The sequence below is a fragment of the Caballeronia sp. dw_19 genome, assembly GCF_018449515.1.
Classification (GTDB): Bacteria; Pseudomonadota; Gammaproteobacteria; order Burkholderiales; family Burkholderiaceae; genus Caballeronia.
In genome coordinates, this window is the sequence record NZ_JAAVUQ010000012.1 from 161,771 (window position 1) to 188,627 (window position 26,857).

Genomic DNA, 26,857 nt, shown 5'->3' on the forward strand with positions numbered 1-26,857 from the left:
GGGTGTTTAAAGAATTCGAATGTGGAATACGGCAGTTTAGCCATTCACGCGTCGCTAGCGCCGGAAAACCGGCAATGATGGAGACAACCCCTATCCCTTTTTAACAGTTTGTTCCGTGCCGACGCAAGCCGCGATTCAGACGGCAGTCGCCACCAGACTAGAACAACTCCCCGACGCATGCCTTGTTTTTGTGTCGCCGTCTGCCACGTGAGTACCTCCGTGCAAGCAAACCGGTGACTCAAAATGCGCCTCTCGCGAGCAGCGCCGGCGGGTTGCAAACCGTTTTCTCATCTAAGAACGGAGTGTGCTCGATGAACCAGCCCGCAGTGGTAGATCAAAACGTGGTCGCCGACGGCGACGTACCGGCGTACGTGAAGAACCGGAAACTCATCGACTGGGTGCAGCAGGTCGCGGCTTTGACGAAACCGGACCGGATCGAATGGTGTGACGGGTCGGCGGAGGAATACGACCGCCTGTCGCAACAAATGGTCGATGCCGGCACGCTCAAACGTCTCAATCCCGCCAAACGGCCTAATTCCTACCTTGCATGCTCGGACCCGTCCGACGTCGCGCGGGTGGAAGACCGGACGTTCATCTGCTCGGCGCGCCCGGAACAGGCCGGTCCGACGAACAACTGGATCGATCCTGCTGAAATGCGCCTCACGCTGGACGGTCTCTTCGACGGCTGCATGAACGGCCGTACGATGTTCGTTGTCCCATTTTCGATGGGCCCGCTCGGCTCGCCGATCGCCCATATCGGCGTGGAACTGACGGACAGTCCGTACGTGGTGACGAATATGCGCATCATGACGCGCATGGGCCGCGCGGTGTACGACGTGCTGGGCGCCAGCGGTGAGTTCGTGCCCTGCGTGCATTCGGTGGGTGCGCCTTTGCAGCAGGGACAGAAAGACGTTCCCTGGCCGTGCAACGACACGAAATACATCGTTCATTTTCCGGAAAGCCGCGAGATCTGGAGTTTCGGTTCGGGTTATGGCGGCAACGCGCTGCTCGGCAAGAAATGTTTCGCGCTGCGGATTGCATCGACGATGGGACGCGACGAAGGCTGGCTTGCCGAACACATGCTCATTCTCGGTGTGACGTCGCCGGAAGGGCGCAAGTATCACGTCGCGGCGGCGTTTCCGTCGGCGTGCGGCAAAACCAACTTCGCCATGCTGATTCCGCCGCAGGACATGGCGGGCTGGAAGGTTTCCACCATCGGCGATGACATCGCCTGGATCAAGCCGGGCCGCGACGGCCGGCTGTACGCGATCAACCCCGAAGCGGGCTATTTTGGCGTGGCGCCGGGCACGAGCGAAAAGACCAACTTCAACGCCATGGCCACGCTCAAGGAGAACGTGATCTTCACGAACGTAGCGCTTACCGATGACGGCGATGTCTGGTGGGAAGGCATGACAGACATGCCGCCGGCGCATCTGATCGATTGGCAGGGTAATGACTGGACACCCGAGTCGGGCGGAAAGGCAGCGCATCCGAACGCGCGTTTCACGGCGCCGGCTGCGCAATGTCCGTCTATCGACGCCGACTGGGAGAATCCCGCCGGCGTGGCAATCGATGCGTTTATCTTCGGCGGCCGCCGTTCAGACACCGTGCCGCTCGTCACTGAAGCGCGCAGCTGGAACGAAGGTGTCTACATGGCCGCGACAATGGGCTCCGAAACCACCGCCGCCGCAGCCGGCCAGCAGGGCGTGGTCAGGCTCGACCCGTTCGCCATGCTGCCGTTCTGCGGTTACAACATGAGCGACTATTTCGGCCACTGGCTGAAAGTGGGCGAACGACTGGAGCAACTCGACGCCAAACTGCCGAAGTTCTTCTGTGTGAACTGGTTCCGCAAGGACGCGGACGGCAAGTTCGTGTGGCCGGGTTTCGGCGACAACATGCGCGTGCTGAGTTGGATGATCGGCCGTATTGAAGGCACCGCTCACGGCGATGAACACGCGTTCGGTCTCTCGCCGCGCTTTGAGGACATTGGCTGGGGCACGCTCGATTTCACTCGCGAGCAGTTCGAACGCGTTATCTCCGTGCAGGACTCGGCATGGCGGGCTGAGCTCGAACTACACGATGAGTTGTTCGCGAAACTCGCCCAGGGAATGCCGGCCGAGCTTGCGGAGACGAAAGCCGCGTTCGGAAAGAGGGTTTCGGCCTGACTTTCTGTTAGAACCCGATTAATGCGATTGGTGACGGAAATCGATATAATCGGTCAAATAAGGGCCGCATTAGCGGCCCTTTCTCATTTTCCGCTATACCGCGTCAAAATTGCATCTGCGAGCTTTTCAGAATGATGTCGGCTCTCGCTGGATAGCTGCATCGTTCCGAATTCAGCAACAATACGCTGCCTTTCACCTTACTGAACGGTAAAGCCGAAATCTTTTGTCAGAAAAAGTCACATTTAAGGCAACTTCTGCACGAAAACGAGAGTCCTAGGATAATTCCGAATTGCTTCTCTGGAATTTAAAAGAGGCCGTCTAGCAGCAGGAGTTGTCTCATGGATCATTTGCAGTCGATGAAAGTATTCGTCCGAGTGGCGGATCTCGGCAGTTTTGCACGCGCGGCCGGCGCAATGGATATCTCGAATGCCGTGGCGACCCGTCATATTGCTGACCTCGAAGGGCGTCTGGGCACCCGCCTGCTCAACCGCACCACGCGCAGCCTGTCGCTGACCGAGTCCGGCCAGGTGTACCTGGAACGCGCCCGCCAGATCCTCGACGAACTCGAGGACGTCGAACAAATGGTCGTTGCGCGTAACCACGAGCCGGTTGGGTCGCTACGAATTGTCGCACCCGTGGTGTTTGGCCTGCACAATCTCGCGCCCGTGCTGCAGACCTACACAGAACGTTATCCGAAGGTTGTGCCAGACGTCACGCTGGTCGACCGGCAAGTCGATCTGGTGGAAGAGGGCTTCGACGTGGGCATTGTGATCGCGCGCCAGATGCGCAGCGCAAGCATTGTCACGCGACGCCTCACGACGGGCTGCCTGACCGTGTGCGCGACGCCCGGGTATCTCGAAAAGCATGGCGTGCCGACGCGGCCGGAAGACCTGTCCGAACATCCGTCGCTGAGTTTGCCGTCCGAATATTTCGGCGATGAGCGTGTGTTCACCGGCCCGGAAGGCGAAGTGCGCGTGCGGCCGACGAACGTGATCGTCGCGAACAATACCGAGATGCTGCGCCAGTTCGCGCTGCTCGGCATGGGCATCGCGATCCTGCCGAGTTACCTGATCGGCAACGACACCACGCGCGGCAAGCTGGTGCGCCTGCTGAGCGACTACCAGCTTCCGCAAGTCGAGATCAACGTGGCGTATCCGAGCCGGCGCCATTTGCCCGCGAAGGTGCGCACGTTCATCGATCACCTTGTCGAGCATTTCAGCCAGATGCCGAATCATCAGCTTGGCGAGCAGTGGGTGAAGGACGGGATCGTCAAGCCGGGGGCGCCAGCAATCGATGAGCGCGATTCCGAGCCGTTGGTCGCGCACGCGGCCTATGCGGAAGCGGAAGGCGGTGCACGATTTGAAGCCGAAACGCCTCCCGCCGATGACAACAGACTCAGTGGCAAGCCTGCGAAATCGCGCTCGCGTGCGACGCCGGCCATGCCCTCGCCGTTCTGACGGAGGCCGCCGTGCTGGGATTTGTTGAGTGGTTAAGCGTTGTCCAGCGCGATGAACAAAAAAAGCCCGCGAATGATTCGCGGGCTTTTTTTATGCTGCCGGGCCTAACCCACCGGCCCTGAAAACTAACCCGCTTTGCGAGCCGGCGTCTTCTTGGCCGCGACCTTCTTTGCCGGCGCTTTCTTTGCCGCAGGCTTCACAGCGGACTTCACGGCCGTCTTTTTAGCTACCACGGCGACGTCGCCGTCACCTTCGTCTTCCGCTTCGGTCGCTGCTACCGCGCCGCGCTTGACGGCCGTTTTCGCACCCGGTTTCGGCTCTTTCTTCTCGAATTCGAAGCCGATCTTGCCGTCTGGCTGCTTCACGAGGAATGCCTTGAAGTTGCGTCCCGTGCGCGACGACTTGAAGCCCGTCAGCAAGTCCGTCCGTCCTTCCTCAAGCAACTTCGACATCTGCTCGCGCGACATTTCCTGTTGCAGGATCACCTTGCCCGAACGGAAATCGCAGGTCTTCGGATTTGCCACCGAGTTTTCGCAGACGTAACTCATGCCGTGCTCGTAGACCCGCGACTGGCATTTCGGGCACGCGCCAACCGGCGTTTGCTCCGAAAAATCCACCGGCTCGCCGTCTTCGCCGCCTGAATCCTGACCAAAGTCGAACTCGAGCTTCCAGTTCTTGATTTCGTCGTCGAAGGACAGCTTCAGGATTGCGGAGAACGGCCGGCCCATCTTGCTGCGGAAACCCGACAGCGGCCCGATGGTCTTGTCCTTGATCAACTGCTCGACTTCCGGAATTTCAAACTGACGTCCGCCAGGAATCTTCGAGATCGAGAACTCACATTTCGTACAAGCGAACCGCCGATAATTCTCCTTCACCTGGCTACCGCAATTCGGACACGGTGTTTCGAGCGTCGAATAATCGCCGGGGATGGTGTCGGAGTCGTATTCCTTCGCGCGCTTCACGATGGTCTGCGTCATGCGCGCGATTTCCTGCATGAACTCGTCGCGCGGGAGCTTGCCGCGTTCCATCTGCGACAGCTTGTGCTCCCACTCGCCGGTCAGTTCCGGCGCCGTCAATTCCTCGACGCCGAGGCCACGCAGCAAGGTCATCAACTGGAACGCCTTCGCCGTGGGGATCAGCTCACGGCCTTCGCGCACCATGTACTTCTCACCCAGCAGCCCTTCGATAACTGCCGCACGCGTAGCCGGCGTGCCCAGACCCTTCGCGGCCATCGCCTCGCGCAATTCCTCGTCTTCAATGAGCTTGCCCGCGCCTTCCATGGCCGAGAGCAACGACGCTTCGTTGTAGCGCGCAGGCGGCTTCGTGACGAGACCGACTGCCGCGACCTTCTCGACGTCGACCTTCTCGTCCTTCTGAACCTGTACGAGATTGGCTTCTTCGCCGCCCACTTCCTTGCCGTAGACCTGCAGCCAACCCGGCTCGACAAGCACCTTGCCTTCGGTCTTGAAATGATGACCGGAGACTTCGGTGATTCGCGTGGTGACCAGATATTCGGCCGCCGGGAAAAACACCGCAAGGAAGCGCTTCACGACCAGGTCGTACAGCTTCTGCTCCGGCTCGGACAACGCCTTGGGCGCTTGCAAGGTCGGGATGATGGCGAAGTGATCGCTGATCTTCGAGTTGTCGAAGATGCGCTTGTTCGGCTTCACCCAGCCCTTGTCCAACACCTGCTTCGCATGCGGCAAGTAGTTGTTGCTCTCCTTGAGCATCGCGAGCGTGTCTTTCACCGTCGGGATGTAATCCTCGGGCAATGCGCGGGCGTCGGTACGCGGGTACGTCAGCACCTTGTGCTTTTCATACAACGCCTGAGCCAGTCCGAGCGTGTTCTTGGCCGAAAAGCCGAACCGGCCGTTGGCTTCGCGCTGCAAGCTGGTCAGGTCGAACAGCAACGGCGACATCTGCGTGGTCGGCTTCGCTTCTTCCGTTACCGTGCCAGTCTTGCCGCGACAAGCCGCGACAATGGTTTCAGCAGCCGGCAAGCTCCAGAGCCGCGAGTCGCGCTGCTCCGGGTCGCCCTCGACGCGCTTGAATTTCGGGTCGAACCAGCGGCCTTCGTACATGCCCTTCGCGGCGATGAATTCCGCACGCACTTCCCAATAATCGCGCGACACGAACCGGCGAATCTTTTCCTCGCGTTCCACGACGATAGACAACGTTGGCGTCTGAACACGGCCAACGGTCGTCAGGAAGAAACCACCGCCCTTGCTGTTGAACGCGGTCATGGCGCGCGTGCCGTTGATGCCGACGAGCCAGTCGGCTTCAGAGCGGCAACGGGCGGCGTCCGCCAGCGGCTGCATGTCGGCGTCGCTGCGCAGGTTCGCGAAACCGTCGCGGATGGAACCGGCGGTCATCGACTGGAGCCAGAGACGCTGCACCGGTTGCTTGGCCTTTGCGTGCTGTGCGATCAGGCGAAAAATCAGCTCGCCTTCGCGCCCCGCGTCGCAGGCGTTGATCAGGCGGTCGATGTCCTTGCGCTTGAGCAGTTTCGTCAGCACTTTGAGCCGTGATTCGGTTTTCGCGATCGGATTCAGGTCGAAATGCGGCGGAATAACGGGCAAATTGGCGAAACTCCACTTGCCGCGCTTGACCTCGAATTCCTCGGGAGCGGCAATTTCGAGCAAGTGGCCGACAGCCGACGACAGCACGTAGTCTTCGCTTTCGTAATATTCGTCATGCTTGGTGAAGCCGCCCAAAGCGCGCGCGATGTCGTTCGCGACAGAAGGCTTTTCAGCGATGATCAGGGCTTTGGACATGACTCGATTCTAGTTAGGGACTGGCATGAGGCCGGGTTTCGGGGGCTTGCGCCGCCGCGGTTCGGACCCGTTAACGTCCGCTTTATAGCATATGGCGTGCGGCGCGCGGTCTGGCATTTGGTGAAACGCGGGATGCCGAACGGTGAATGTGGGTGCTTTGTGATGCAAGCGCGAAAGCCGTTTCAGCTTACGAGCGCGCCTGGTTGCGCATAGTGGTCTTGCCGGTTGATTTGATTCACGAGTCGATTCACCGCCGATTCACGCAGCGACCAGCGCGGGGCGGATCTTCGGCGCGCCCACCACACCCGGCAATGCGCTCAAGTCCGTCAACATGCGCGCGACAATGGACGTTTGCGGCAGCACCGTTCCGAAAAAACGGGTTGTCACGGCGTCCTCGATCAAGATGGTCGGAAAATTTTCCACATCGAGGTCATCGAAGCGATCCGCCTGGTTTTCGATGTCGATCCACGCAAAGCAGATCTCTGGATGAGCATCGGCGAGCAGGTTGAAACTCTCGCGATAATCGCGGCACGTCCCGCACCATTCGGCGCACAGGCAGGCGACGAGCAGCGTGCCGGCGCTAGCCATGCGCTGGGCAATCTGATCGGCGTCGGTGTCGAGATTCAACGCGGGCATGGTTCCTTGCAGTCCTTTTCGTAAGTAATTTGTCTGGCGGTGCAGGCAGCGGATTTTGTCGCGAATGTAGCATGGTGCCGAAAAATCAGCGTTCAAGCCGGGTAAAGCGTCCCCCAGGCAAGGCGCCAATCCGCCCCGACAGTTCGAGCTGCAGCAGCAGGCTTTGCAACGCCGCGCCATCCATTTCGGTCCGTTCAGCAAGAATTTCAAGCGTCGCAGGCGAATGTCCGAGTGCATCGAGCAGGCGTTCGGCTTCGGGATTGGCAGGTTTTAGAGATGCCGACGCCCAGGACGCGCTCGCCGGTTTGCCTCGAGCGGCGGAGCCTGAGCCCGACGCGTCCTGAAGCGCCAGCGCGAATTCGCTGGTAGCCGCTTCGGTGCTGGTGTCCTCCGCAGGACGCATTTTCCCGCGCCTTTGCGGCTTCGAAACGGGAGCCGCAGCCGCTTCGCTCTGAACTGTAAAACCAAACTCTTCGAGAATGTCTTCCGGCGTTTCCGCGAGTTTCGCTCCCTGCTTGATCATCCGATGACACCCGCGCGACAGCGGCGCGTGGATCGAGCCGGGAATAGCAAAAACGTCGCGGCCCATTTCGTTGGCGAGCCGGGCAGTAATCAGCGACCCCGAGCGCATGGCCGCTTCGACAATCAGCACGCCGCTCGCCAGCCCCGCGATCAACCGGTTACGCTGCGGAAAATTTGCCGGCCGGGCCGGCGTGCCGAGTGGCCATTCCGACACGATCGTGCCGTTCGACGCAATCTCGTGCGCCAGCGTGTGGTGCAGCGGCGGATAGACGAGATCCGCACCCGTTCCGATGACCGCAATTGTGCCGCCGGGACCGCTGAGTCCTCCGCGATGCGCCGCGCCATCTATACCCAGCGCGAGCCCCGACACAATCGCGAGTCCCGCTTCTGAAAGGGCTTGCGCGAAGCGGCGGGCGTCGTCGATACCTTGCGGCGTTGCGCTCCGGCTGCCGACAATCGCGACCGCCCGGGCCTGGAGCAGGTCCAGCCGTCCTTTTATATATAGCAGCGGTGGCGGATCGGGCATGGTCAGGAGCGCCGGCGGGTACGCGGAATCCGCAAGCGTGACAATTCTGTTGCCGGGAACCGACGCCCACTCAAGCGTGCGCGCAAGGCATTCGTCGAATGAGCCGAGTTCCGAGCGCGGCGCGGAGCCAAGCACGGCACCCGCGGCTTTCTCCCCGGCGATTGCCGCGAGCGCGTGGAACGGCTGGTTCAACACCGCTTGCGGCCCGCCGAATTCGGCAAGCAACGCACGTAACGCGATGGGCGGCAAACCACTCGCATTCGCCAGCCGCAGCCAGGCTGAAACGTCCTGCAAATCGGTTTCTCCCAGACAGGGCTTGGCTTCGGTTGGCGGCAACAGGAAAGGCGTCATGTTAAAATTTTCATATTCCGAAATACGAAAGGATTGTCGAACGGCCTTGTTCCTGGCCGTTCGGACAACGCGTCGCCGCTCCACGAGCGGCACTGAAACGACGTTGAAGCGCTGCGTTTCGGCCCAATCATCTTCTCGATACCGGCACTCTTTTACAACCTGGCCGAATGGCCGACTATCGCGCGCTGCGGCGTGCGTCGATAATCTGAATCATGGCTCTGCTCAACATACTCAAGTACCCGGACAAGCGGCTGCACAAGGTCGCAAAGCCCGTAGAGGTCGTCAATGACCGGATTCGCAGGCTCGTTGCCGACATGGCTGAAACCATGTATGCGGCGCCCGGCGTCGGCCTTGCCGCGACCCAGGTGGACGCGCATGAACGCGTGATCGTGATCGACACGTCGGACACGCACGATCAGCTTCAGGTTTTCATCAATCCGGAGATCATCTGGTCGAGCGACGAGAAGAAGGATCACGAGGAAGGCTGCTTGTCGGTGCCGGGCATTTATGACTTCGTCGAGCGGCCGGAAAAGGTGCGCGTGCGGGCGCTGAACGAAAAGGGCGAGACGTTCGAAATCGACTGCGACGAGTTGCTTGCCGTGTGCATCCAGCATGAGATGGATCATTTGATGGGGCGCGTGTTCGTCGAATACCTGTCGTCGCTGAAACAGACCCGAATTCGCGGCAAGATGAGAAAGCTCGAAAAGGCGCTGTGACGCGTCGATTCACTAAGACGGATGCTGGAATTTGCAGGTTGCTGAATCGATGACTCAATCGCTGCGTGTCGTATTTGCTGGAACACCTGAATTTGCCGCTGTCGCGCTGGCCGCCATTCATGCGGCCGGTTTTCATGTGCCGCTCGTGTTGACGCAGCCGGACAGACCCGCCGGGCGCGGGTTGAAACTGGCCGCGGGGCCGGTGAAGCGGTTCGCGGTCGAGCACGGCTTGCCGGTGGCGCAGCCGACCTCATTGCGGCGTAATGGCAAGTATCCCGAGGAAGCCGCCGCCGCTATCGAGCGGTTGTTGGCCACGCCGCACGACGTCATGGTGGTCGCGGCGTACGGGCTGATCCTGCCGCAGGAAGTGCTCGACATCCCGCCGCTGGGTGCAATCAATATCCACGGCTCGCTGTTGCCCCGCTGGCGCGGTGCAGCCCCGATACATCGTGCAATTGAAGCCGGTGACGACGAGACGGGCATCACATTGATGCAGATGGATGCAGGGCTCGACACCGGCGCGATGATCGTCAAAGGCCACATCTCGATCACGTCCACCGACACCACCGCCACGCTGCACGACCGGATGGCGCAGCTCGGCGCTGATCTGATCGTCGAAGCATTGCGGGATCTCGAGCGCGACGGCGCTTTGCCCGCTACGCCGCAGCCGCAGGACGGCGCAACCTACGCGGAGAAGATCGCCAAGCACGAAGCGGCGCTCGACTGGCGTCGTCCGGCGAGCGTGCTCGCGCGTCAGGTTCGCGCCTTCGATCCGTTCCCCGGTGCGTTCGGAACGCTTGATGGCGTGGTCGTGAAGATATGGGCCGCCGAGCCGGTGGAACTGACGGGTAATGCCGAGGCCGGCGTGATTGTGGAAAGCGGCGCGGAGGGGGTCGTGGTTGCGTGCGGTCAGGGCGGCTTGCGTGTTACGCAGTTGCAAAAGCCCGGCGGCAAACGACTCCCCGTGCGCGAATTTCTCGCTGGATCGCCTATTGTTAAAGGGCAACGATTCGAACTTCGGGAAGTCGCGCCGGGCGCCTGAAACGGTGTCCGTGTATTTTCCGCAGCGTCGCTGCGGCGGCTAAAGCCAGCCAAAAAACAAAGGTCCCGCAATGCTTGGAATTACCGGTTTCACGCTATTTATCGTCGCCGTCATGCTGCTTAGCGTTACGCCGGGGCCGGATACGGCGTACATCGTCGGCCGCAGCGTTGCGCAAGGACGCGGCGCGGGCGTAGTGTCGGCGCTGGGCATCGCGCTCGGCTGCATCGTGCATACGCTGGCCTGCGCGTTTGGGCTGACGGCGTTGCTGGCTGCATCGGTGACGGCATTCACTATCGTCAAATTCGCGGGCGCGATTTATCTGATCTATCTTGGTGTGCGGCTGATTTTCGCGAAACCGGTCGCCGCGAAAATTGGCAGCGAGCCGAGCGAAATCGAAGCAACCCGCGTTCGCGCCGCGCCGAAATCGCTGCAGCAACTCTTCACGCAAGGTTTCTTCACCAATGTGCTGAATCCAAAAGTGGTGTTGTTTTTTGTCTCGTTCATCCCGCAATTCGTTGCTGTCGACAGCGCGCACAAGACCCTTGCCTTCCTCGCGCTCGGTTTGGTGTTCGTGCTGCTCAGCACCTTCTGGAATACGTTCGTGGCATGGATCGCGGGTAGCGTGACGCAGCGCTTTTCCGGCAAGCCGAACGTCAAGCTATGGCTGGACCGCGTGGTGGGCAGCGCATTCGTCGGATTGGGCATCAAGCTGGCGACTTCGCATAGGTGATTGAATTTTTCCGGGATGCCCTTATCTAACATTTTGCTTACAATCTGGGGCCGAACAATTATTGACAGATTCTTCGGCAAGCAAAAAGGCCGCTTCGGCCGCTCGCGCTTAATGCGCATTGATATTGGGTGAGGAGTTCAAGACATGTTCAACTGGGTCAAAACGGCGATGCTCATGGCAGCGATCACGGCCCTTTTTGTCGTGATCGGAGGAATGATCGGCGGCAGCAAGGGGATGATGCTTGCGCTGATCGTCGCCCTCGCCATGAATTTCTTCTCGTACTGGTTCTCCGACAAACTCGTGCTGAAGATGTACAACGCACAGGAAGTGGACGAAGCCAGCGCGCCGCAGTTTTATCGGATGGTTCGCGAGCTCGCCACGCGGGCGCAACTGCCCATGCCGAAGGTGTATCTCATCGACGAAAACGCGCCCAACGCGTTCGCGACCGGGCGTAATCCGGAGCACGCGGCTGTTGCGGCGACTACCGGCATCTTGCGGGTGTTGTCCGAGCGCGAGTTGCGCGGCGTGATGGCGCATGAGTTGGCGCATGTGAAGCACCGCGACATCTTGATTTCGACGGTATCGGCGACTATGGCGGGTGCGATCTCGGCGTTGGCCAACTTCGCCATGTTCTTTGGCGGCCGTGATTCCGAAGGCCGGCGCAGCAATCCGATCGCCAGTATTGCGGTCGCCATGCTAGCGCCGCTGGCCGGTGCGCTGATCCAGATGGCGATCTCGCGGGCTCGGGAATTCGAAGCCGATCGCGGCGGTGCGCAGATTTCCGGCGATCCGCAAGCGCTCGCCAGCGCGCTCGAGAAAATCCATGCGTATGCCGCGGGCGTGCCGTTCCCGACCGCCGAACAGCATCCCGCCACGGCGCAAATGATGATCATGAATCCGCTGGCGGGCGGTGGAATCTCCAAGCTGTTTTCCACACACCCGGCGACCGAGGAGCGCGTCGCGCGCCTGATGGAGATGGCGCGAACCGGGCGGATGGAGTGAGGGCGCCTGTCTAAGGCGCAGCCAAGGACCCATCGCCGCGCAAGCGTCGATGGGTCTTGTCAAAACCAATAAAACAGCGGGCTGCCTCCAATCCCGTTCGTTCAGCCAGCATCCGGGCTGCAATCTCAGCCCAAACCCCTCGCAAGTTACAATGCTTCGTTTGTGCGGACCGGCATCGGCCGGCTCGAACGCCTTCGCCCCGACATGACCGAAAAGCCTTCCCGACGCCGCGCCATTTCATCGGCGGACAGTAGCCGAGCGTCGTCCGACGCCCGTCTAGACACGCCTCACCTCGCCCCCGATTCACTCGCGTTCGCGCTCGATGCCGCCGCGCAAGCGGTCGGCGCGGTGCGTGCTGGTTCCGCGCTGCCCGCCGCCTTGCAGACGGTCATCGCGGCAACGCACGTGGCGGTATCGCGCGGGGCGACACAGGACATTGCGTACCGCACGCTGAGGCGTCTCGCCGTGGCCGACGCGCTGCTCGCGAAGCTCGTGCGCAAGGCGCCGCCGCCGCATGTATCGAATGTGATGGCCTGCGCGTTCGCGCTGCTGGTCGACGACGAAGCGCACGCCGCGTACACGCCTTTCACCGTTGTCGATCAAGCCGTCAACGCGATCGCCGCGAGGCGCGAATTTGCGTTTGCGAAGGGTCTGGTCAATGCCGTGCTGCGCTCATTCCTGCGTGAACGTGAAGCGTTACTGGCCGAGGTTCAAAGCGATCCGGTCGCGCGTTTCAACTATCCCGCGTGGTGGATCGACGCGGTCAAGCGCGGCCGGCCCGACGAATGGGAAAACATCCTGGACGCCGGTAACCGGCAAGGCCCGCTCACGTTGCGCGTGAACGCACGCCGCATGAGCGTCGCGCAATATCTCGACGTCCTCAAGGCCGAGCAGATAGAAGCCGAAGCCGCAGGTATTCACGCCGTGCGCCTCAAGACGCCGATGGCGGTCGACAAGATCCCCGGTTTCGCCGATGGCGTTGTCTCGGTTCAGGATGCCGCCGCGCAACTCGCCGCTCAGTTGCTGAACGCGCGCGACGGCATGCGCGTGCTCGACGCATGCGCCGCGCCCGGTGGCAAGACGGGCCACGTGCTGGAACTGGCGAACGTCGAGTTGGTCGCGGTGGAAAGCGATCCGGGGCGGGCGCGGCGTATCGGCGAGAACCTGCAACGCCTGAACGTGCAGGCGGAAATTCGCGTAGGCGATGCCGGCGAACCGTCGGGCTGGTCGGACGGGGACCCGTTCGATCGCATTCTTGCCGACGTGCCGTGTTCGGCATCGGGGATCGTGCGGCGTCATCCTGACATTCGCTGGTTGCGCCGTCCTACTGACATTGCCGCCCTGGTCGAGGAGCAGCGCCGCATTCTTTCCGCGCTCTGGCCGCTGGTCGCGACCGGCGGCGAGTTGCTTTACGTTACGTGCTCGATCTTCCCCGAAGAGGGCGAGTTGCAGGCGCAGTGGTTTGGAGAGGTGCACGAAGATGCGGTACGATTGGACGCGCCCGGGCAATTACTGCCGACAGCCAGCCGCACCGGCGCGGCTGGTTCGCAAGTATCACCGGACCCGGTCACGAACTCGCTGACGGACAATTCAGGCGAGGCGCAACGTACCCGCTTGACATCGACGCGGGACGCGGAAGCCTTTGCGGACCATGACGGATTCTTCTACGCGCGCTTTCAGAAACGGTGACGATCAAACGCTTTTTCCCGCTGCGGCTCGCGCCTGCCGGTCAGGCCGTGCTGGCCATGTTGTTGAGCTTTGCGCTGTCGTTCATGCCTGTTTCGGCCGCGCAGGCCGATCCCATTGCCGTGCAGCGCGCGTCGTTGCAGGCGGACGGATCGGGCTGGAGTCTCGACGCCCGCTTCGACTTCGATCTCAACAGCAGCCTTGAAGACGCCGTGAACAAGGGCGTGCCTTTGTATTTCACAACCGATTTCGATTTGTCGCGGCCGCGCTGGTATTGGTTCGATGAAGAACCGGTGAGCGTGTCGCAAAGCATCCGGCTTTCGTTTCAGCCCCTGACACGCGAATACCGCGTCTCCACGGGAGGCTTGCAGCTCGGCTTCCCCACCCTTCAGGAAGCGCTTGCGGTCATCAAGCATGTGACCTCATGGCACGTGATCGATCGTAATCAGGTCACGCCTGGCGAGACGTACAACGCGTCGGTGCGCATGCAGCTCGATATCGCGTTAATGCCCAAGCCGTTCCAGATCGACGCGGTCAACAACCGCGACTGGAATCTCTCTTCCGAGTGGAAGCGTTTTACTTTTACGGCGGCGACCAGTGCTAAATAAACTACGCCGCCGGCCGCTGCGCCGCACGAACATGACAGGCATCGTCGTTCGCGTGCTCGTGACAACGGTTGCGCTCACGGCCATTCTGCTGCTGGTCATGTTGGCGCTTGCCAGCGCGAACACCGAGTTCTTCGACCGCTATTATCAGTGGCTCTATGCCGCCAATCTTGCGGTGGCGGTTGTGCTCATCCTGATTGTCATCGGGCTGGTGGCGATCATCATTACGCGAGTGCGGCAGGGCAAGTTCGGCACGCGGCTGCTCGCGAAACTCGCGTTTATCTTTGCGCTCGTCGGCGTGGTTCCGGGCGGAATTATCTACGTGGTGTCGTATCAGTTCGTGTCGCGCAGTATCGAATCATGGTTCGACGTGAACGTGGAAACTGCGCTCACGTCCGGGCTGAATCTCGGGCGCGGAATGCTCGATGCATCGCTGTCCGATCTGCAGAACAAAGGCCGCCTGATGGGCGATCAGCTCGCCAGCGCCGATCCAACCAGCCTCACGCTCACGCTGTTGCGCCTGCGCGATCAGTTCAACGTGCAGGATGCGACTATCGTCGAGCCGGCGAGAAGCGGATCCGGTACCGGTACCGCGCCCGATGTGCGCGTGGTGGCGCAGGCATCGAGTAATTTTGCGGCGCTCGTGCCCGACGACCTGCCCACTCCGCTGCAACTGAATCAGGCACGCAGCAGGCCGTATGGGGCTATTGAAGGCGAGGTGGATGGCGATTCAAGTCTGACCGGGCCAAAGGGCGCGTTGAGACTGCGGGTCATTGTGAAGATCCCCGACAGTTCGACCACTGAACTGCAACCGGCCGAGCGTTTCCTGCAGATCGAACAGCCGGTCAGTACCGGACTCGCCCGCAATGCCGACGCCGTGCAGCGCGCGTATCGCGAGTATCAGGAAAAAGCGCTCGGGCGGACCGGCTTGCGCAAGATGTATATCGGCACGCTGACGCTGGCGTTGTTCCTCGCGACCTTCATTGCAATGATGCTCGCGCTCGCGCTTGGCAATCAGCTCGCGCGGCCGTTGTTCCTGCTCGCGCAAGGGACGAAAGAAGTCGCCGAGGGCGATTACACGCCCAAGCGCGAAGTGAAGTCGCGTGACGAACTCGGCTTCCTCACGCAGTCGTTCAACGCAATGACGCGGCAATTGTCCGAGGCGCGTGCGGCGGTTGAGAACAACCGGATCGCACTCGAACATTCGAAGGCGTACCTCGAAAGCATTCTCGCGAACCTGACCGCTGGCGTGTTCGTGTTCGACCGGCAGTTCCGCCTGACCACGGCGAATCGCGGCGCAGAACGGATCTTCCGGCAACCGTTCAATGCGTCGCTGAATCTGCCGCTTGAGCAGATCGGCGTGCTGGCCGAGTTCGGCGCGATGGTGCGCAAGGCATTTGCGGATCGCGATGCAGCGGCCAGCGGCAGCGGCCGGCCTATTGGTGACCGTGGGCATTGGCAACAGCAACTTGCCGTTCCGGTGCCCGGCGAGACCGATCCGTTGACGTTGCTGGTTCGCGGCACGCAGTTGTTGACCCTGACTGAAAGCGATACCGACGACGCCGAGACCACTGGCTATGTAGTCGTATTCGACGACATCTCGGACGTCATCTCGGCGCAGCGTTCGGTCGCATGGGGCGAAGTGGCGCGGCGGCTCGCTCATGAGATCAAGAATCCGCTCACGCCGATCCAGCTGTCGGCTGAACGGTTGCAGATGAAGCTCACCGACAAGCTTGCTCCCGCCGACGCCGAAGTGCTCAAGCGCGGCGCGACTACCATCGTGAACCAGGTTCAGGCGATGAAGCAGATGGTCGACGACTTCCGCGAATACGCGCGTACGCCGCCGGCCGTCCTGGGCAACCTGCAGCTCAACGATCTTGTGACCGAAGTGCTGACGTTGTATGGCATTGAAGAGGGCAAGAGTCACATCACCGTGGAGCTGACAAAATTGCCCGTGATTCGCGGCGATGCCACGCAGCTTCGGCAGGTGATTCACAATCTTTTGCAGAATGCGCAGGATGCGGTGGCCGATGTGGCCGAACCACGCGTGCTGCTTGAAACGAAGACAGTAGAATATGGCGACCCCGATGCCTCCGGACATGCGCGCGTAGCGGTGCGGTTGACGGTATCGGATAACGGTTCTGGTTTTCCCGCGCGAATTCTCTCGCGCGCATTCGAGCCTTACGTGACAACGAAGGCCAAGGGCACGGGTCTGGGTCTTGCAACGGTAAAGAAGATCGTCGACGAGCATGGCGCGCGCATCGACATTCGGAATCGTTCGAAGACTCCTGACGTGATCGAAGGCGCGCAGATCTCGATTCTGTTCCTGCAACTCGCGGACGATTCCGCCGAACCGGGCGCAACACCGCCCTCGGCGGCGGCGAGCCACGGAACGACAAAAGCATTAGTGCAGACAAGGGCAGCGTAAATGGCAACCATCCTGGTGGTAGACGACGAAATGGGTATCCGGGAATTGCTCTCGGAGATCCTGAGCGACGAAGGTCACGTGGTGGAGACGGCGGAGAATGCGCAGCATGCGCGGGAGTATCGGTTGCGGCAGGCGCCGGATCTCGTGCTGCTCGACATCTGGATGCCCGATACCGACGGCGTGACGCTGCTGAAAGAGTGGGCGGCGCAGGGCAAGCTCACCATGCCGGTGATCATGATGTCGGGCCACGCGACTATCGATACCGCGGTTGAGGCCACGAAGATTGGTGCGCTCAACTTCCTCGAGAAGCCGATCGCCTTGCAAAAATTGCTCAAGGCGGTCGAGCAGGGACTTGCGCGTGGCACGGCTGCCGCGCCGATCACGAATGCGGCCATACGGCCGGCCTTGCCGTCGAGCGGTTCGACGGTGCCGGCCTCGGCTGCGTTGCCGGTCGCTTCGTCGTTGAATCTCACGAGCGGCGATGCAGGCGCGCTGGGTGCAGCGGCAGGTCCGGCTGGCGCGACGGCGTCCATCTCCTTCGATATCCCGTTACGTGATGCACGCGATGCCTTCGAGCGCGCGTACTTCGAGTATCACCTGGCGCGTGAGAACGGCAGCATGACGCGGGTGGCGGAGAAGACTGGACTGGAGCGCACGCACTTGTATCGCAAGCTCAAGCAGCTCGGTGTGGATCTGGGCAAGAACAAGAGCGAGGCATGACTGGCGGGGCGAGGAGGGGTTAGACAAGGATCGTTTCAGTAAAAAGGTGCCAAAAAGCACTTGAGCGACATAATCCCCTTTGATATACTTTCGTTCTTCGTGGCCCGGTAGCTCAGTTGGTAGAGCAGCGGATTGAAAATCCGCGTGTCGATGGTTCGATTCCGTCCCAGGCCACCACAGTTGCAAAAAAATGCCCGGAAACCGCAAGGTTTCCGGGCATTTTTCATTGGTTTTTGTGCGCCCTTGGGTCGGGTTGCTGGCTGCAATCAGACGGCTAATCTTGAGCGCACCACGACCTGTCCCCGTTCATCTCTCCGCCTGGTCAAGCCCCGACCGAGAGCGAACGCCCGCCTTCATGATAAAATCCTTGGTTCTTCAAAGACTTGGCTAAGATAGGAGCAGGATAAAACCGCGCGCAGCGGCCGCTTCTGAACATTAGCCAAATCGCGCACCCCATCCTCTCCATCGGAGTTTCACGGTGACTCGGACAGACGCTAAAGACAGCGCACTGGTGCTGTTTTCCGGTGGCCAGGATTCGGCCACATGCCTTGCCTGGGCGCTCGATCGTTTTACAACCGTCGAGACGCTCGGCTTCGACTATGGCCAGCGCCATCGTGTGGAACTCGAATGCCGGGAAGGCTTCCGGGCATCGGTGAAACAGCAGTTTCCGCAGTGGGCCGAACGGCTCGGCGAAGACCACATGATCGACCTGTCCGTGCTCGGCGCAATCAGCGACACCGCCATGACGCGCGAGATCGAAATTGAAGCCAGCGCGAGCGGCTTGCCGAACACCTTCGTGCCCGGCCGCAATCTCATGTTCATGACGATCGCCGCCGCCATCGCGTACAGGCGCGGTCTGAAGGTGCTCGTCGGCGGCATGTGCGAAACAGATTTCTCGGGCTATCCCGATTGCCGCGACGACACCATGAAGGCGCTGCAAGTTGCCCTCAATCTCGGCATGGACAGCCGCTTCCTGCTCGAGACGCCGCTGATGTGGCTCGATAAAGCCGACACCTGGCGCTTAGCCGAACAGCTAGGCGGCGAGGCGCTGGTAGAACTGGTGCGCGTCGAGACGCACACGTGTTATGTCGGCGAGCGCTCCGAGCTGCATGAATGGGGTTTTGGTTGCGGCCAATGCCCGGCGTGCAAGCTGCGCAAGCGTGGCTACGAAGCCTACAAGTCGGGTGAGCAAGTCACCACCGAACCGGTCTGATCATGACGTACGCAGTAAAGGAAATTTTCTACACGTTGCAGGGCGAGGGCGCAAACGCCGGCCGTCCGGCCGTGTTCTGCCGCTTCGCCGGGTGCAATCTCTGGTCGGGTCGCGAGGAAGATCGCGCGGACGCCGTCTGCCAGTTTTGCGACACGGATTTCGTCGGCACGGATGGCGAGAACGGCGGCAAATACAAAACGCCTGCGGACCTTGTCGCCATGATCGCGTCGCAATGGCCGGAAGGCGAAGCGCACAAGTTCGTGGTCTGCACAGGTGGTGAGCCCATGCTGCAGATCGACCAACCTTTCGTCGATGCCCTGCATGCAGCCGGCTTCGAAATGGCGATCGAAACGAACGGATCGCTGCCGGTGCTGGACAGCATCGACTGGATTTGCGTGAGCCCGAAAGCCGGTGCGCCGCTGGTCGTGACGAAGGGCAATGAGTTGAAGGTCGTGGTGCCGCAGGACAATCAGCCGCTGGCCGATTACGCCAAACTCGACTTCGAGTATTTCCTCGTGCAACCCATGGACGGCCCGTCGCGCGATGTCAATACGAAGCTCGCTATCGACTGGTGCAAGCGGCATCCGCAATGGCGCCTGTCCATGCAGACGCACAAGTACCTGAACATCCCCTAACGCGAATCAAGCCCCTAGCTGAGCAGACGTGCAGACGATCACCCGAAAACTCGAATTCGATGCGGGCCACCGCATCCCCGATCACCGCAGCCAGTGCCGTAACCTGCACGGTCATCGGTATGTGCTGGAAATCACGCTGCAAGGCGAAATCGTCGAAACGGAAGGCGCGCCGGATCGCGGCATGGTGATGGACTTCGCCGACGTCAAGGCGCTGGCCATGGAACATCTGGTCAACAAGTGGGACCACGCGTTTATCGTCTATGCACGCGACGAAGTCGTGCGCAGCTTTCTCGAGACAATGGCCGATCACAAGACCGTCGTGCTCGACCGCATTCCTACCGTGGAAAATCTCGCTGCCGAGGCGTTCCGGATTCTCTCCGGCGTCTACAACGACCACTACGGCGTCGATCTGAAGTTGAAGCGCGTACGTCTGTACGAAACGCCGAATTGCTGGGCGGACGTCGAAGGCATCTGACGCTTCGCAGGTCTCCAAAGGGCGCTCCTGCCAGCGCTCTTTTGTCACGGTATGATCGTTGGACAAGCCGCACGTTTTGTTGCGGCGCATTCCAGCGACATAGCCCAACGGAGCGAGACATGCCTGCCAGCCATCCCGCCGCGTGTGATCTAACCGGAACCACGCGATGAGCACCTACACCAATCTCCTCAAACAGCGTTTCACCGAGTCCGGCACCTTGTTCGGCCTTTGGCTATCGCTAGGCAGCGCGGACGTGGCCGAAGCCGTGGCGCATGCAGGCTTCGACTGGCTTTGTATCGACATGGAGCATTCGCCGAACGACAGCCAGGACGTCATCGCGCAACTTCGTGCGATTGCCGCCGCGCACTTGCCGACCGAACCGATTGTCCGCGTGCCGGCGCATGAAGGCTGGCTGGTCAAGCGCGTCCTTGACGCGGGCGCGCGCACCCTGATGTTCCCGAACGTGGAAACGGCGGAAGAGGCGGCGCATGTCGTGCGTCTCACGCAGTATCCGAACGCCGATGCCCGCGATGGGCTGCGCGGTGCCGCAGGTGCCGTGCGCGCAGCGGCATACGGCATCCGGCGTGATTACGTGAGTTTGGCGAACGCGCAGATATCGACGATCGTGCAGATCGAATCCGAGCAGGCGCTCGCGAATGTGGACGCGATTGCGGCTACGCCGGGCGTCGATTGCCTGTTCATCGGGCCCGCTGATCTGGCCGCGAGTCTCGGTCATCTCGGCGATACCAAACATCCCGACGTCCAGGCGGCAATCACGAAAGTTATCGATACCGCGAAACACGCGGGCATCGCGAGCGGCATTTTCGCGCTCGATGTCGCGAGTGCGCGTGCATATGCAGAAGCGGGTGTGAAGGTCATCGCGTTATCGGCTGATGTCGGCTGGCTGTTAAAGGCGACGCGACAGGCGTTGCAGGAGGCAAGGGCATGAAACCCGGAATATTGGGCGCGGTATCCGTAGCGTTGGTGATGGCGTGCAGCGCGGTAAGTGCGCAGACCATCAAGGGCAGTGATATGGCGACGCAAAACGCTGTCGCCGATTACAACGCGGGCAATTTTGGCGCCGCGCGCTCGGAGTTTCTGCATGCGGCGCAAAAGGGCAGCCGTCTCGCCGAATTCAATTACGCGATGATGCTGGTGAACGGCGAAGGCGGCCCGGCAGAAGTGGACGAGGGCAAGAAGTGGTTGCGCAAAGCCGCCGACGCCAACATGACGCAAGCGCAGTACGTGTACGGGAAGATGTTCGATGACGGCGAGTTTGTCGGGCGTGATCCGGCCGAGGCGCATCGCTGGTTCTTGCGAGCGGCGAACCAGGGCCATGTCCTGGCGGAGCTCGCGCTGGCGAACCAGTTCCTCGATGGCCGGGGCACGCCTCGCGACAACGCGCAAGCGTTCGTCTGGTACAAGAAGGCGGCCGAAGGCGGGGACATGACGGCCCAATACGTGGCCGGATCGTTTTACGAGCGCGGCGGCGATGGCGTGAAGAAGAACATCAACGTGGCACGCGCGTACTATGCGGCGGCGGCGGCGCAGGGTGATCCTGCGGCGAAGTTGAAGTTCCAGCAACTCAGCGCGGAACTCGCGCACGAGCAGCCGCAATAGAACAAAAAGCCCACGATGAAACCATCATCGTGGGCTTTGTTTCAGCAACGGGTTACGTCGAAAACGCTAGCCTTTCATCAGCCGCTTTTGTCGTGACACGCTCATGATGAGCCCGACCGCAACCCCGAGCGTTGTCAGCGCGGTTCCACCGTAACTCATGAACGGCAACGGCACGCCGACCACCGGCAAGATCCCGCTCACCATCCCGATATTCACGAACGCGTAAGTAAAGAATGCCATGGTCAGCGATCCGGCCAGCAGGCGTCCGAACAGCGTCGCCCCGTTCGCCGCGATAAACAGTCCTCGCGCAATCAACGCCATGTAAAGGAATAGCAGCACAAGCCCGCCCGCGAGCCCGAACTCCTCCGAAAACACCGCGAAAATGAAGTCGGTATGCTTTTCAGGGATGAACTCCAGATGCGACTGCGTACCCTTCAACCAGCCTTTTCCGAAGGTCCCGCCCGAGCCGATCGCAATGACGGCCTGAATCGTGTGAAAGCCTTTACCGAGCGGATCGGAAGTCGGATCGAGCAGCGTACAGATCCGATGCTTCTGGTAATCGTGCATCAGCGGCCAGTTCACGTCCGGCTGGCAAATGCGCTCCTGGAATACGCCAATACTGGCAACCACCAGCACGGCCGCCACGAGCACCGGCACGATCAGCTTGAAACTCAGGCCCGCGAAATAGATCACGAAGAGGCCCGCCGCGAACACCAGCACGGCGGTGCCCAGATCCGGCTGCTTGGCGATGATCGCGACCGGCAGGATCAGGATCACGAAGCCGACGATGTAATCCCACCATCGGATACCGCCCTCACGCCGCTGGAAATACCATGCGAGCATGAGCGGCATCGCGATCTTCATGATCTCCGAGGGCTGGATCACCACGCCCACGTTCAGCCAGCGTTTCGCGCCTTTGCGCGTCAGTCCGAACGTGGCGACCGCGATCAGCAGCGCCATGCCAATGGTGTACATCGGCACGGCGAAACGCATCAGCGTGGGCGGCGGCACGTTGGCGAGAATCCACATCAGCCCGAACGTCAGCATGATGTTACGCAACTGGTCTTCTACGCGGCCTGGGACGTCGAGACTCGCGCTGTACAGCGTCACGATGCCCACGCACAGCAGCAGGAACACAATCAGCGCGAGCGGTTTATCGAAGCCCGCGAACATGCGCTTCGTGCGTTCGAGCCAGACGCGCTTATCGAATTGCAGCGCTTGCATGGCGATTCTCCTTTACTCGTCGATGCCGCCAGACGGAGTCAACGTCTGGATGGCGCTTTTGCCGGTGTTGCGGGGGATCGCGGCAGTGGGCGCGGGTTCTTTCGGTGGTGACGGCGGCGGTGGTGCGGCGGGCGCCTTGCGGACCTCGGCGATACGGGTGGTCTCCTTCGCGTTGACCACACCCGGCGCTTTCGATTCCGTTGCCGGGCGCGCTGTTTCCCGCGCTTCCGTGGCGATAGGCGCGACCGGCACGCGCGGCGCTTCCAGCGCGCGCAGCATGCTCGGCGCAGCAGGAACGGCCGACGCCGCCGATGCAGCCGGCGCGCTCGACGCCGCTCCGGCTCCGGCTCCGCTGCTTGCCGGCGCAGACGCAGCCGAATCAGAAGCCGCAGCCCCAGCGGCACTCGCAGCCACTGAACCGGACGCAGCCAATGGCTTGAACGCCGGCGATGCACTTGTCACAGATGCTGGCAAGGCCGCGTCGACCGGGCTTTGCGCGCCCCCGATCACCGGCGCGCCTGCATCTTCCGTCGCCGATGCCGCCGCCGCTACAGCCGCCGCTTCCGCACCCGGTTTCAACCGGTCGACGAGATAATAATCGAGCACTTTCCGCGCGATCGGACCCGCCGATTCCGCACCCCAGCCGCCGTTTTCCACGATCAGCGCAACCGCGATAGTCGGATGGTCAGCCGGTGCGAACGCGATAAACAACGCGTGATCGCGCAACCGTTCCGCTATCGCGCTGTGTGAATAATTCGCGCCTTGCAGCGAGTAGACCTGCGCCGTACCGGTTTTACCCGCGGCCTGATAAGGTGCGCCGCGGAAGATCTTGGAACCCGTACCGGTGGTCACCACGCCTTCCATTGCCCGCTTGATAAAGTCGATGTCCGCCTGCTTGACCGCAATCCTGTCGCTCGGATCACGCACGGTGACGCGTACCGCCTTGCTGATCGGATTCTCGACTTCCTTGACCAAGTGCGGCTTCATGACCACGCCGTCGTTCGCGAGCGTCGCCGTGGCGTGCGCGAGTTGCAGGATCGTGAACGAGTTATAACCCTGCCCGATGCCCAGGCTGATCGTCTCGCCTTCATACCAGCGCTGTTGTTCCGGTTTCCGGTACGCCTTCTTTTTCCACTCAGTGGATGGAAGAATGCCGCGCGCTTCGCCGTTGATGTCGATACCCGTGATCTGCCCGAATCCCCACGGCTTCATGAACCCGGCCATGGCATTCACGCCGAGATCGTGCGCCAGCATGTAGAAATAGGTGTCGTTGGAAACCACGATCGCGCGGTTCATGTCGACCCAGCCCTGGCCCGCGCGCACGTCGTTGCGGAAGGTGTGACCGCCAAACGTGTACGAACCCGGGTCCTGGAATCCCCAACTGGTCGTGCGTTTATGCAGCGTCAGCGCGGCAAGCGCCATGAACGGCTTGTAGGTGGAACCGGGCGGATAGGTGCCGTGCAGCGGACGGTTCAGCAGCGGGTGATCGGGGGAATTGTTGAGCGAATCCCAAGTCTGCTGGTCGATGCCATCGACGAACGAATTCGGGTCGAAACTGGGAGCCGAGACGAACGCGAGCACATCGCCCGTCGCTGGTTCGATAGCAACCAGCGCGCCGCGCTTGCCAGCGAACGCCTGCTCGGCGACCTGCTGCAAGCCGATATCCAGCGACAACACCAGGTTGTTCCCCGGCGTGGCCTGTGTGCGCGACAGCGTGCGCACCGGTCGCCCGCCTGCTGTGACTTCCACTTCCTCGAAGCCGGTCAGTCCATGCAATTCGGTTTCGTAGCTCTGTTCCACACCAATCTTGCCGATGTAGTCCGTGCCCTTGTAGTTATTCGCGTCCAGACGGGGATCGTAGTGATCGGTGTCGGCGTCGTTCTGGTCGCTCGCTTCGTCGATACGTTCCTGATCGCGCTGCGAAATCCGTCCGATATAGCCGATCACGTGCGCCGCAGTGGGTCCGAGCGGATATTGCCGGAACAGCCGCGCGCGCACTTCCACGCCCGGAAAGCGGAACTTCTGGGCGGTGAAACGGGCGACTTCTTCGTCGGTCAAGCGGGTGCGGATTGGCAGGCTCTCGAAATTCTTCGAGTCCTCCAGCAGCTTCTTAAAACGCCGCCGATCGCGCTGATCGACGGGAATCACGGTCCCGATACGGTCGATTTCATCGTCGAGCGTGGTGTTGATCTTCGACGGCGTGATTTCCAGCGTGTAAGCCGAATAATTCTTCGCCAGCACCACGCCGTTGCGGTCGGTGATGATGCCGCGGTTCGGCACGATAGGGGCAACCGAGATGCGGTTTTCATCGGCCTGCAGCGAGTATTTGCTGAAATGCCAGACCTGCAGATACAGGAAGCGAACGCCGATCAGCCCGAAACAGACGAACACGAACAGGCCGGCGGCAGCCACACGCAGGCGAAACTTCGATAACTGTTGTTCGGCGTTCTGAAATTCGGTCATGCAATGTTCGCGGGAACCGCGTGTATGGCGTGCGTGGCGTGTGTAGCGTTTACGGCGTGCAGCGGTTGCAGCAGGCGCTTTGTTCGCTCATGAGTCACCTCAGATTGGCCGCGTGTCGTCGGGATCAGTGGCGCGGCGCTGCGGAATCAGCAGCAGGAAACTTGCGACCGGCCACAAAATAGCCTCCACGAACCCGTCGATCAGATAACCCCAGCCGGGAAACGCCGCGCCCGTCAGCAGGCGGATCACGAACGGCACGATTTGCGCGCCGATCAGCAAAGGCGCGACCACGAACGTTTGCACGGGCAGCGACATCCACAATACGCGCCTGTGAATGGTGATGGCGCCATACGACAACAACGTATACGCAAGCGCGTGCTCACCGAGCAGACTGGCATTGTGAACGTCCATGAGCATGCCGAGCATGAACGCGATACCCATGCCCACCCGACGCGGCTGGTGAACATTCCAGAACAGCAGCACGACCGCGACGAAATCCGGGACGCCGAAAATCCGGCCCCACGGCATCAGGTTCAGCAGGAACGCGGCGGCCAGACTAAACGTGATGAAGTACGGATTGACCGGCTGCAGGATGTATTGCGGACGGTTCATGGTGCGGCTCCGGGCGCGGGCTTGCGGGCAGATTCTGCTTTCCTCGCGTGCTCGGATTTTTCGGCTTTCTTCGTGGCTGCGGGCTCGGTTTTCTTCACTGCCGCCGCCGGTTCAGGGTTTTTCGCGGCAGGCGTACTGGCTGCCGCCGCAGGGGCGGCCGCGCTGGCGCTTTTCGCCGGCGCTGCCTTGCCCTTCTTACCCTTGTTGTCCTTCGCTTCCTTGGCCGCGGCCGCTGCCTCGACTTCTTCAGGATTCGGCGGTTGGTTGATCTCGTAATGCAGCACGAGCAACTGGCGCGCACCGCGTACCGGCGCGATCGGCAGGCAGACTACGCGGGCGAACGCGGTATCCGCTTGTTTATCGACGCGAACGACTTTCGCCACCGGCAATCCCGGCGGATAAATGCCATCCAGACCGCTGGTCACGAGTTCGTCGCCCGTTTGCACGTCGGCGCTGATGGGGACGAAACGCAAATCGAGCGTGTCGCCCTTCGGCGTGCCGTAGATCACGCTGCGCAATCCGGTTCGTACGATCTGCACGGGCACCGCCTGGTCTTTGTCGGAGAGCAGCGTGACTTCCGATTGCAGCGGGAACACACGCGTGACCTGCCCGATGACGCCGTCTTCATTCACCACCGGCGCGCCGTCCTGGATGCCTTGCTGCGCACCCTTGCCGATCACGACTTTCTGCGTGAAAGGATCGCGGGTGTCGTACTGGACTTCGACAGGCGTGGTTTGCGTGCTGGCGCGCGAGCCGAGCTGGAGCAGCGCACGAAGATGCGTGTTCTCGGCGGTGAGCTGGGCCGCATCGCCGGCTTTCACCGACAACTCGAGGTTCTTTTCTTTCAGCTTGGTGTTCTCGTTGCGCAGGGTTGCGCTGGTGACGGCAAGATCGGCCGCACCCATGAAAATATCGCGTGGTACGAGCGCCGCGCGCTGCAGCGGATACAAACCCGCTCCCAGCACGCCGCGCACGATTTCGAGCGTGTTGAAGCGGGCGTCGGAGATCAGCAGGGCGAGGGCGAGCACCACGAAGAAGATCAATCGCGCGAGAGCGGACGGACCTTGCTTAAAAAGTGGCGGCGGACTGTATTCCATGGTCGGCGCCGAGGGCGTGATCGGTTGGTTCGATGCTGCGGGTTCGCGTGGGGGCGCGCCCTTGCCCAGCGCTGTTCGCCGTGGCCCGGACTAAGCCGGGCCACGTGAACCATTGCGCAAGTCGCATACTTCGCGCACGTCGCCGTTGTTGCGTTGAG

Annotated in this window: 22 protein-coding genes and 1 tRNA gene; 16 read left to right on the forward strand and 7 right to left on the reverse strand. The window is 61.3% G+C overall.

All coding sequences use genetic code 11. From position 1 onward, the window contains the following. Nucleotides 1-311 precede the first annotated feature (311 nt). Entirely contained in the window at nucleotides 312-2,165 is a 1,854-nt protein-coding gene (locus tag HB376_RS18480; RefSeq protein WP_213765100.1) for a phosphoenolpyruvate carboxykinase (GTP), read from the forward strand. Nucleotides 2,166-2,503: 338 nt separating this feature from the next. Continuing rightward, complete coding sequence (locus HB376_RS18485) at nucleotides 2,504-3,622, forward strand: LysR family transcriptional regulator (RefSeq protein ID WP_213765101.1); 1,119 nt, start codon at nucleotides 2,504-2,506, stop codon at nucleotides 3,620-3,622. A 125-nt stretch (nucleotides 3,623-3,747) separates the two neighbouring features. Here the strand turns inward: HB376_RS18485 and HB376_RS18490 are convergent, their stop codons facing one another. The 3 genes from HB376_RS18490 to dprA form a co-directional block, all read right to left on the reverse strand. Further along, on the reverse strand, nucleotides 3,748-6,396 hold the full coding sequence (locus HB376_RS18490) for a DNA topoisomerase III (protein ID WP_213765102.1): 2,649 nt from the start codon (nucleotides 6,394-6,396) through the stop codon (nucleotides 3,748-3,750). 258 nt (nucleotides 6,397-6,654) lie between these two features. Beyond that, nucleotides 6,655-7,032, reverse strand: coding sequence for a thioredoxin family protein (locus tag HB376_RS18495; RefSeq protein WP_213765103.1), 378 nt, complete (start codon nucleotides 7,030-7,032; stop codon nucleotides 6,655-6,657). Between the two features lie 85 nt (nucleotides 7,033-7,117). After that, the gene (gene dprA, locus HB376_RS18500) at nucleotides 7,118-8,431 is read right to left on the reverse strand and encodes a DNA-processing protein DprA (protein WP_213765104.1); all 1,314 of its coding nucleotides are present in this window, start codon (nucleotides 8,429-8,431) and stop codon (nucleotides 7,118-7,120) included. Nucleotides 8,432-8,643: 212 nt separating this feature from the next. On the opposite strand from dprA, the gene def reads away from it, so the two are divergent. The 14 genes from def (at nucleotide 8,644) to HB376_RS18570 (ending at nucleotide 21,303) form a co-directional block, all read left to right on the forward strand. Further along, nucleotides 8,644-9,147, forward strand: coding sequence for a peptide deformylase (def, locus tag HB376_RS18505; RefSeq protein ID WP_213765105.1), 504 nt, complete (start codon nucleotides 8,644-8,646; stop codon nucleotides 9,145-9,147). Between the two features lie 49 nt (nucleotides 9,148-9,196). Then, entirely contained in the window at nucleotides 9,197-10,189 is a 993-nt protein-coding gene (gene fmt / locus HB376_RS18510) for a methionyl-tRNA formyltransferase (RefSeq protein ID WP_213765106.1), read from the forward strand. 70 nt (nucleotides 10,190-10,259) lie between these two features. Further along, complete coding sequence (locus HB376_RS18515) at nucleotides 10,260-10,919, forward strand: LysE family translocator (RefSeq protein WP_213765107.1); 660 nt, start codon at nucleotides 10,260-10,262, stop codon at nucleotides 10,917-10,919. A 144-nt stretch (nucleotides 10,920-11,063) separates the two neighbouring features. Further along, complete coding sequence (gene htpX, locus HB376_RS18520) at nucleotides 11,064-11,921, forward strand: zinc metalloprotease HtpX (protein WP_213765108.1); 858 nt, start codon at nucleotides 11,064-11,066, stop codon at nucleotides 11,919-11,921. A gap of 204 nt (nucleotides 11,922-12,125) precedes the next feature. Then, nucleotides 12,126-13,610 carry a 16S rRNA (cytosine(967)-C(5))-methyltransferase RsmB gene (gene rsmB, locus HB376_RS18525; RefSeq protein WP_213765109.1) on the forward strand — a complete coding sequence of 495 codons (1,485 nt, stop codon included), beginning with the start codon at nucleotides 12,126-12,128 and terminating at the stop codon, nucleotides 13,608-13,610. Further along, a complete protein-coding gene (locus HB376_RS18530) occupies nucleotides 13,607-14,215 on the forward strand; it encodes a DUF4390 domain-containing protein (RefSeq protein ID WP_213765110.1) in 609 nt (202 codons plus the stop codon). The genes rsmB and HB376_RS18530 overlap by 4 nt, the downstream gene beginning before the upstream one ends. A gap of 31 nt (nucleotides 14,216-14,246) precedes the next feature. Then, nucleotides 14,247-16,640 carry a PAS domain-containing sensor histidine kinase gene (locus tag HB376_RS18535; protein WP_218627303.1) on the forward strand — a complete coding sequence of 798 codons (2,394 nt, stop codon included), beginning with the start codon at nucleotides 14,247-14,249 and terminating at the stop codon, nucleotides 16,638-16,640. Continuing rightward, a complete protein-coding gene (gene esaR, locus HB376_RS18540) occupies nucleotides 16,641-17,360 on the forward strand; it encodes a response regulator (RefSeq protein ID WP_213765112.1) in 720 nt (239 codons plus the stop codon). A 101-nt stretch (nucleotides 17,361-17,461) separates the two neighbouring features. Beyond that, a tRNA-Phe gene (locus tag HB376_RS18545) sits at nucleotides 17,462-17,537 on the forward strand. Between the two features lie 301 nt (nucleotides 17,538-17,838). Next, nucleotides 17,839-18,573, forward strand: a complete 735-nt coding sequence (gene queC / locus HB376_RS18550; RefSeq protein ID WP_213765113.1) for a 7-cyano-7-deazaguanine synthase QueC — start codon at nucleotides 17,839-17,841, stop codon at nucleotides 18,571-18,573. A gap of 2 nt (nucleotides 18,574-18,575) precedes the next feature. After that, nucleotides 18,576-19,208 (forward strand): 7-carboxy-7-deazaguanine synthase, encoded by a 633-nt coding sequence (queE, locus tag HB376_RS18555; RefSeq protein WP_213765114.1) that lies wholly within the window; start codon nucleotides 18,576-18,578, stop codon nucleotides 19,206-19,208. A 28-nt stretch (nucleotides 19,209-19,236) separates the two neighbouring features. Continuing rightward, a complete protein-coding gene (gene queD, locus HB376_RS18560; protein WP_213765115.1) occupies nucleotides 19,237-19,683 on the forward strand; it encodes a 6-carboxytetrahydropterin synthase QueD in 447 nt (148 codons plus the stop codon). A 166-nt stretch (nucleotides 19,684-19,849) separates the two neighbouring features. Further along, entirely contained in the window at nucleotides 19,850-20,632 is a 783-nt protein-coding gene (locus HB376_RS18565) for an aldolase/citrate lyase family protein (protein WP_213765116.1), read from the forward strand. Continuing rightward, complete coding sequence (locus HB376_RS18570; protein ID WP_213765117.1) at nucleotides 20,629-21,303, forward strand: tetratricopeptide repeat protein; 675 nt, start codon at nucleotides 20,629-20,631, stop codon at nucleotides 21,301-21,303. Before HB376_RS18565 ends, HB376_RS18570 begins: the two co-directional genes overlap by 4 nt. A 66-nt stretch (nucleotides 21,304-21,369) precedes the next feature. Here the strand turns inward: HB376_RS18570 and rodA are convergent, their stop codons facing one another. From rodA to mreC, 4 genes are all read right to left on the reverse strand, one after another. Further along, nucleotides 21,370-22,518, reverse strand: coding sequence for a rod shape-determining protein RodA (gene rodA / locus HB376_RS18575; RefSeq protein WP_213765141.1), 1,149 nt, complete (start codon nucleotides 22,516-22,518; stop codon nucleotides 21,370-21,372). Between the two features lie 21 nt (nucleotides 22,519-22,539). Further along, complete coding sequence (gene mrdA / locus HB376_RS18580; protein ID WP_213765118.1) at nucleotides 22,540-24,990, reverse strand: penicillin-binding protein 2; 2,451 nt, start codon at nucleotides 24,988-24,990, stop codon at nucleotides 22,540-22,542. Nucleotides 24,991-25,089: 99 nt separating this feature from the next. Then, on the reverse strand, nucleotides 25,090-25,602 hold the full coding sequence (gene mreD / locus HB376_RS18585; protein WP_213765119.1) for a rod shape-determining protein MreD: 513 nt from the start codon (nucleotides 25,600-25,602) through the stop codon (nucleotides 25,090-25,092). After that, complete coding sequence (mreC, locus tag HB376_RS18590) at nucleotides 25,599-26,699, reverse strand: rod shape-determining protein MreC (RefSeq protein ID WP_213765120.1); 1,101 nt, start codon at nucleotides 26,697-26,699, stop codon at nucleotides 25,599-25,601. The genes mreD and mreC overlap by 4 nt, the downstream gene beginning before the upstream one ends. Between the last annotated feature and the right edge of the window lie 158 nt (nucleotides 26,700-26,857).

Bases quoted from the DNA above. Each gene is read 5' to 3' on its own strand.
- HB376_RS18480 (WP_213765100.1), top strand. From the start codon at position 312: ATGAACCAGCCCGCAGTGGTAGATCAAAACGTGGTCGCCGACGGCGAC.
- HB376_RS18485 (WP_213765101.1), top strand. From the start codon at position 2,504: ATGGATCATTTGCAGTCGATGAAAGTATTCGTCCGAGTGGCGGATCTC.
- HB376_RS18490 (WP_213765102.1), bottom strand. From the start codon at position 6,396: ATGTCCAAAGCCCTGATCATCGCTGAAAAGCCTTCTGTCGCGAACGAC.
- HB376_RS18495 (WP_213765103.1), bottom strand. From the start codon at position 7,032: ATGCCCGCGTTGAATCTCGACACCGACGCCGATCAGATTGCCCAGCGC.
- dprA (WP_213765104.1), bottom strand. From the start codon at position 8,431: ATGACGCCTTTCCTGTTGCCGCCAACCGAAGCCAAGCCCTGTCTGGGA.
- def (WP_213765105.1), top strand. From the start codon at position 8,644: ATGGCTCTGCTCAACATACTCAAGTACCCGGACAAGCGGCTGCACAAG.
- fmt (WP_213765106.1), top strand. From the start codon at position 9,197: ATGACTCAATCGCTGCGTGTCGTATTTGCTGGAACACCTGAATTTGCC.
- HB376_RS18515 (WP_213765107.1), top strand. From the start codon at position 10,260: ATGCTTGGAATTACCGGTTTCACGCTATTTATCGTCGCCGTCATGCTG.
- htpX (WP_213765108.1), top strand. From the start codon at position 11,064: ATGTTCAACTGGGTCAAAACGGCGATGCTCATGGCAGCGATCACGGCC.
- rsmB (WP_213765109.1), top strand. From the start codon at position 12,126: ATGACCGAAAAGCCTTCCCGACGCCGCGCCATTTCATCGGCGGACAGT.
- HB376_RS18535 (WP_218627303.1), top strand. From the start codon at position 14,247: ATGACAGGCATCGTCGTTCGCGTGCTCGTGACAACGGTTGCGCTCACG.
- esaR (WP_213765112.1), top strand. From the start codon at position 16,641: ATGGCAACCATCCTGGTGGTAGACGACGAAATGGGTATCCGGGAATTG.
- queE (WP_213765114.1), top strand. From the start codon at position 18,576: ATGACGTACGCAGTAAAGGAAATTTTCTACACGTTGCAGGGCGAGGGC.
- HB376_RS18565 (WP_213765116.1), top strand. From the start codon at position 19,850: ATGAGCACCTACACCAATCTCCTCAAACAGCGTTTCACCGAGTCCGGC.
- HB376_RS18570 (WP_213765117.1), top strand. From the start codon at position 20,629: ATGAAACCCGGAATATTGGGCGCGGTATCCGTAGCGTTGGTGATGGCG.
- mrdA (WP_213765118.1), bottom strand. From the start codon at position 24,990: ATGACCGAATTTCAGAACGCCGAACAACAGTTATCGAAGTTTCGCCTG.
- mreD (WP_213765119.1), bottom strand. From the start codon at position 25,602: ATGAACCGTCCGCAATACATCCTGCAGCCGGTCAATCCGTACTTCATC.
- mreC (WP_213765120.1), bottom strand. From the start codon at position 26,699: ATGGAATACAGTCCGCCGCCACTTTTTAAGCAAGGTCCGTCCGCTCTC.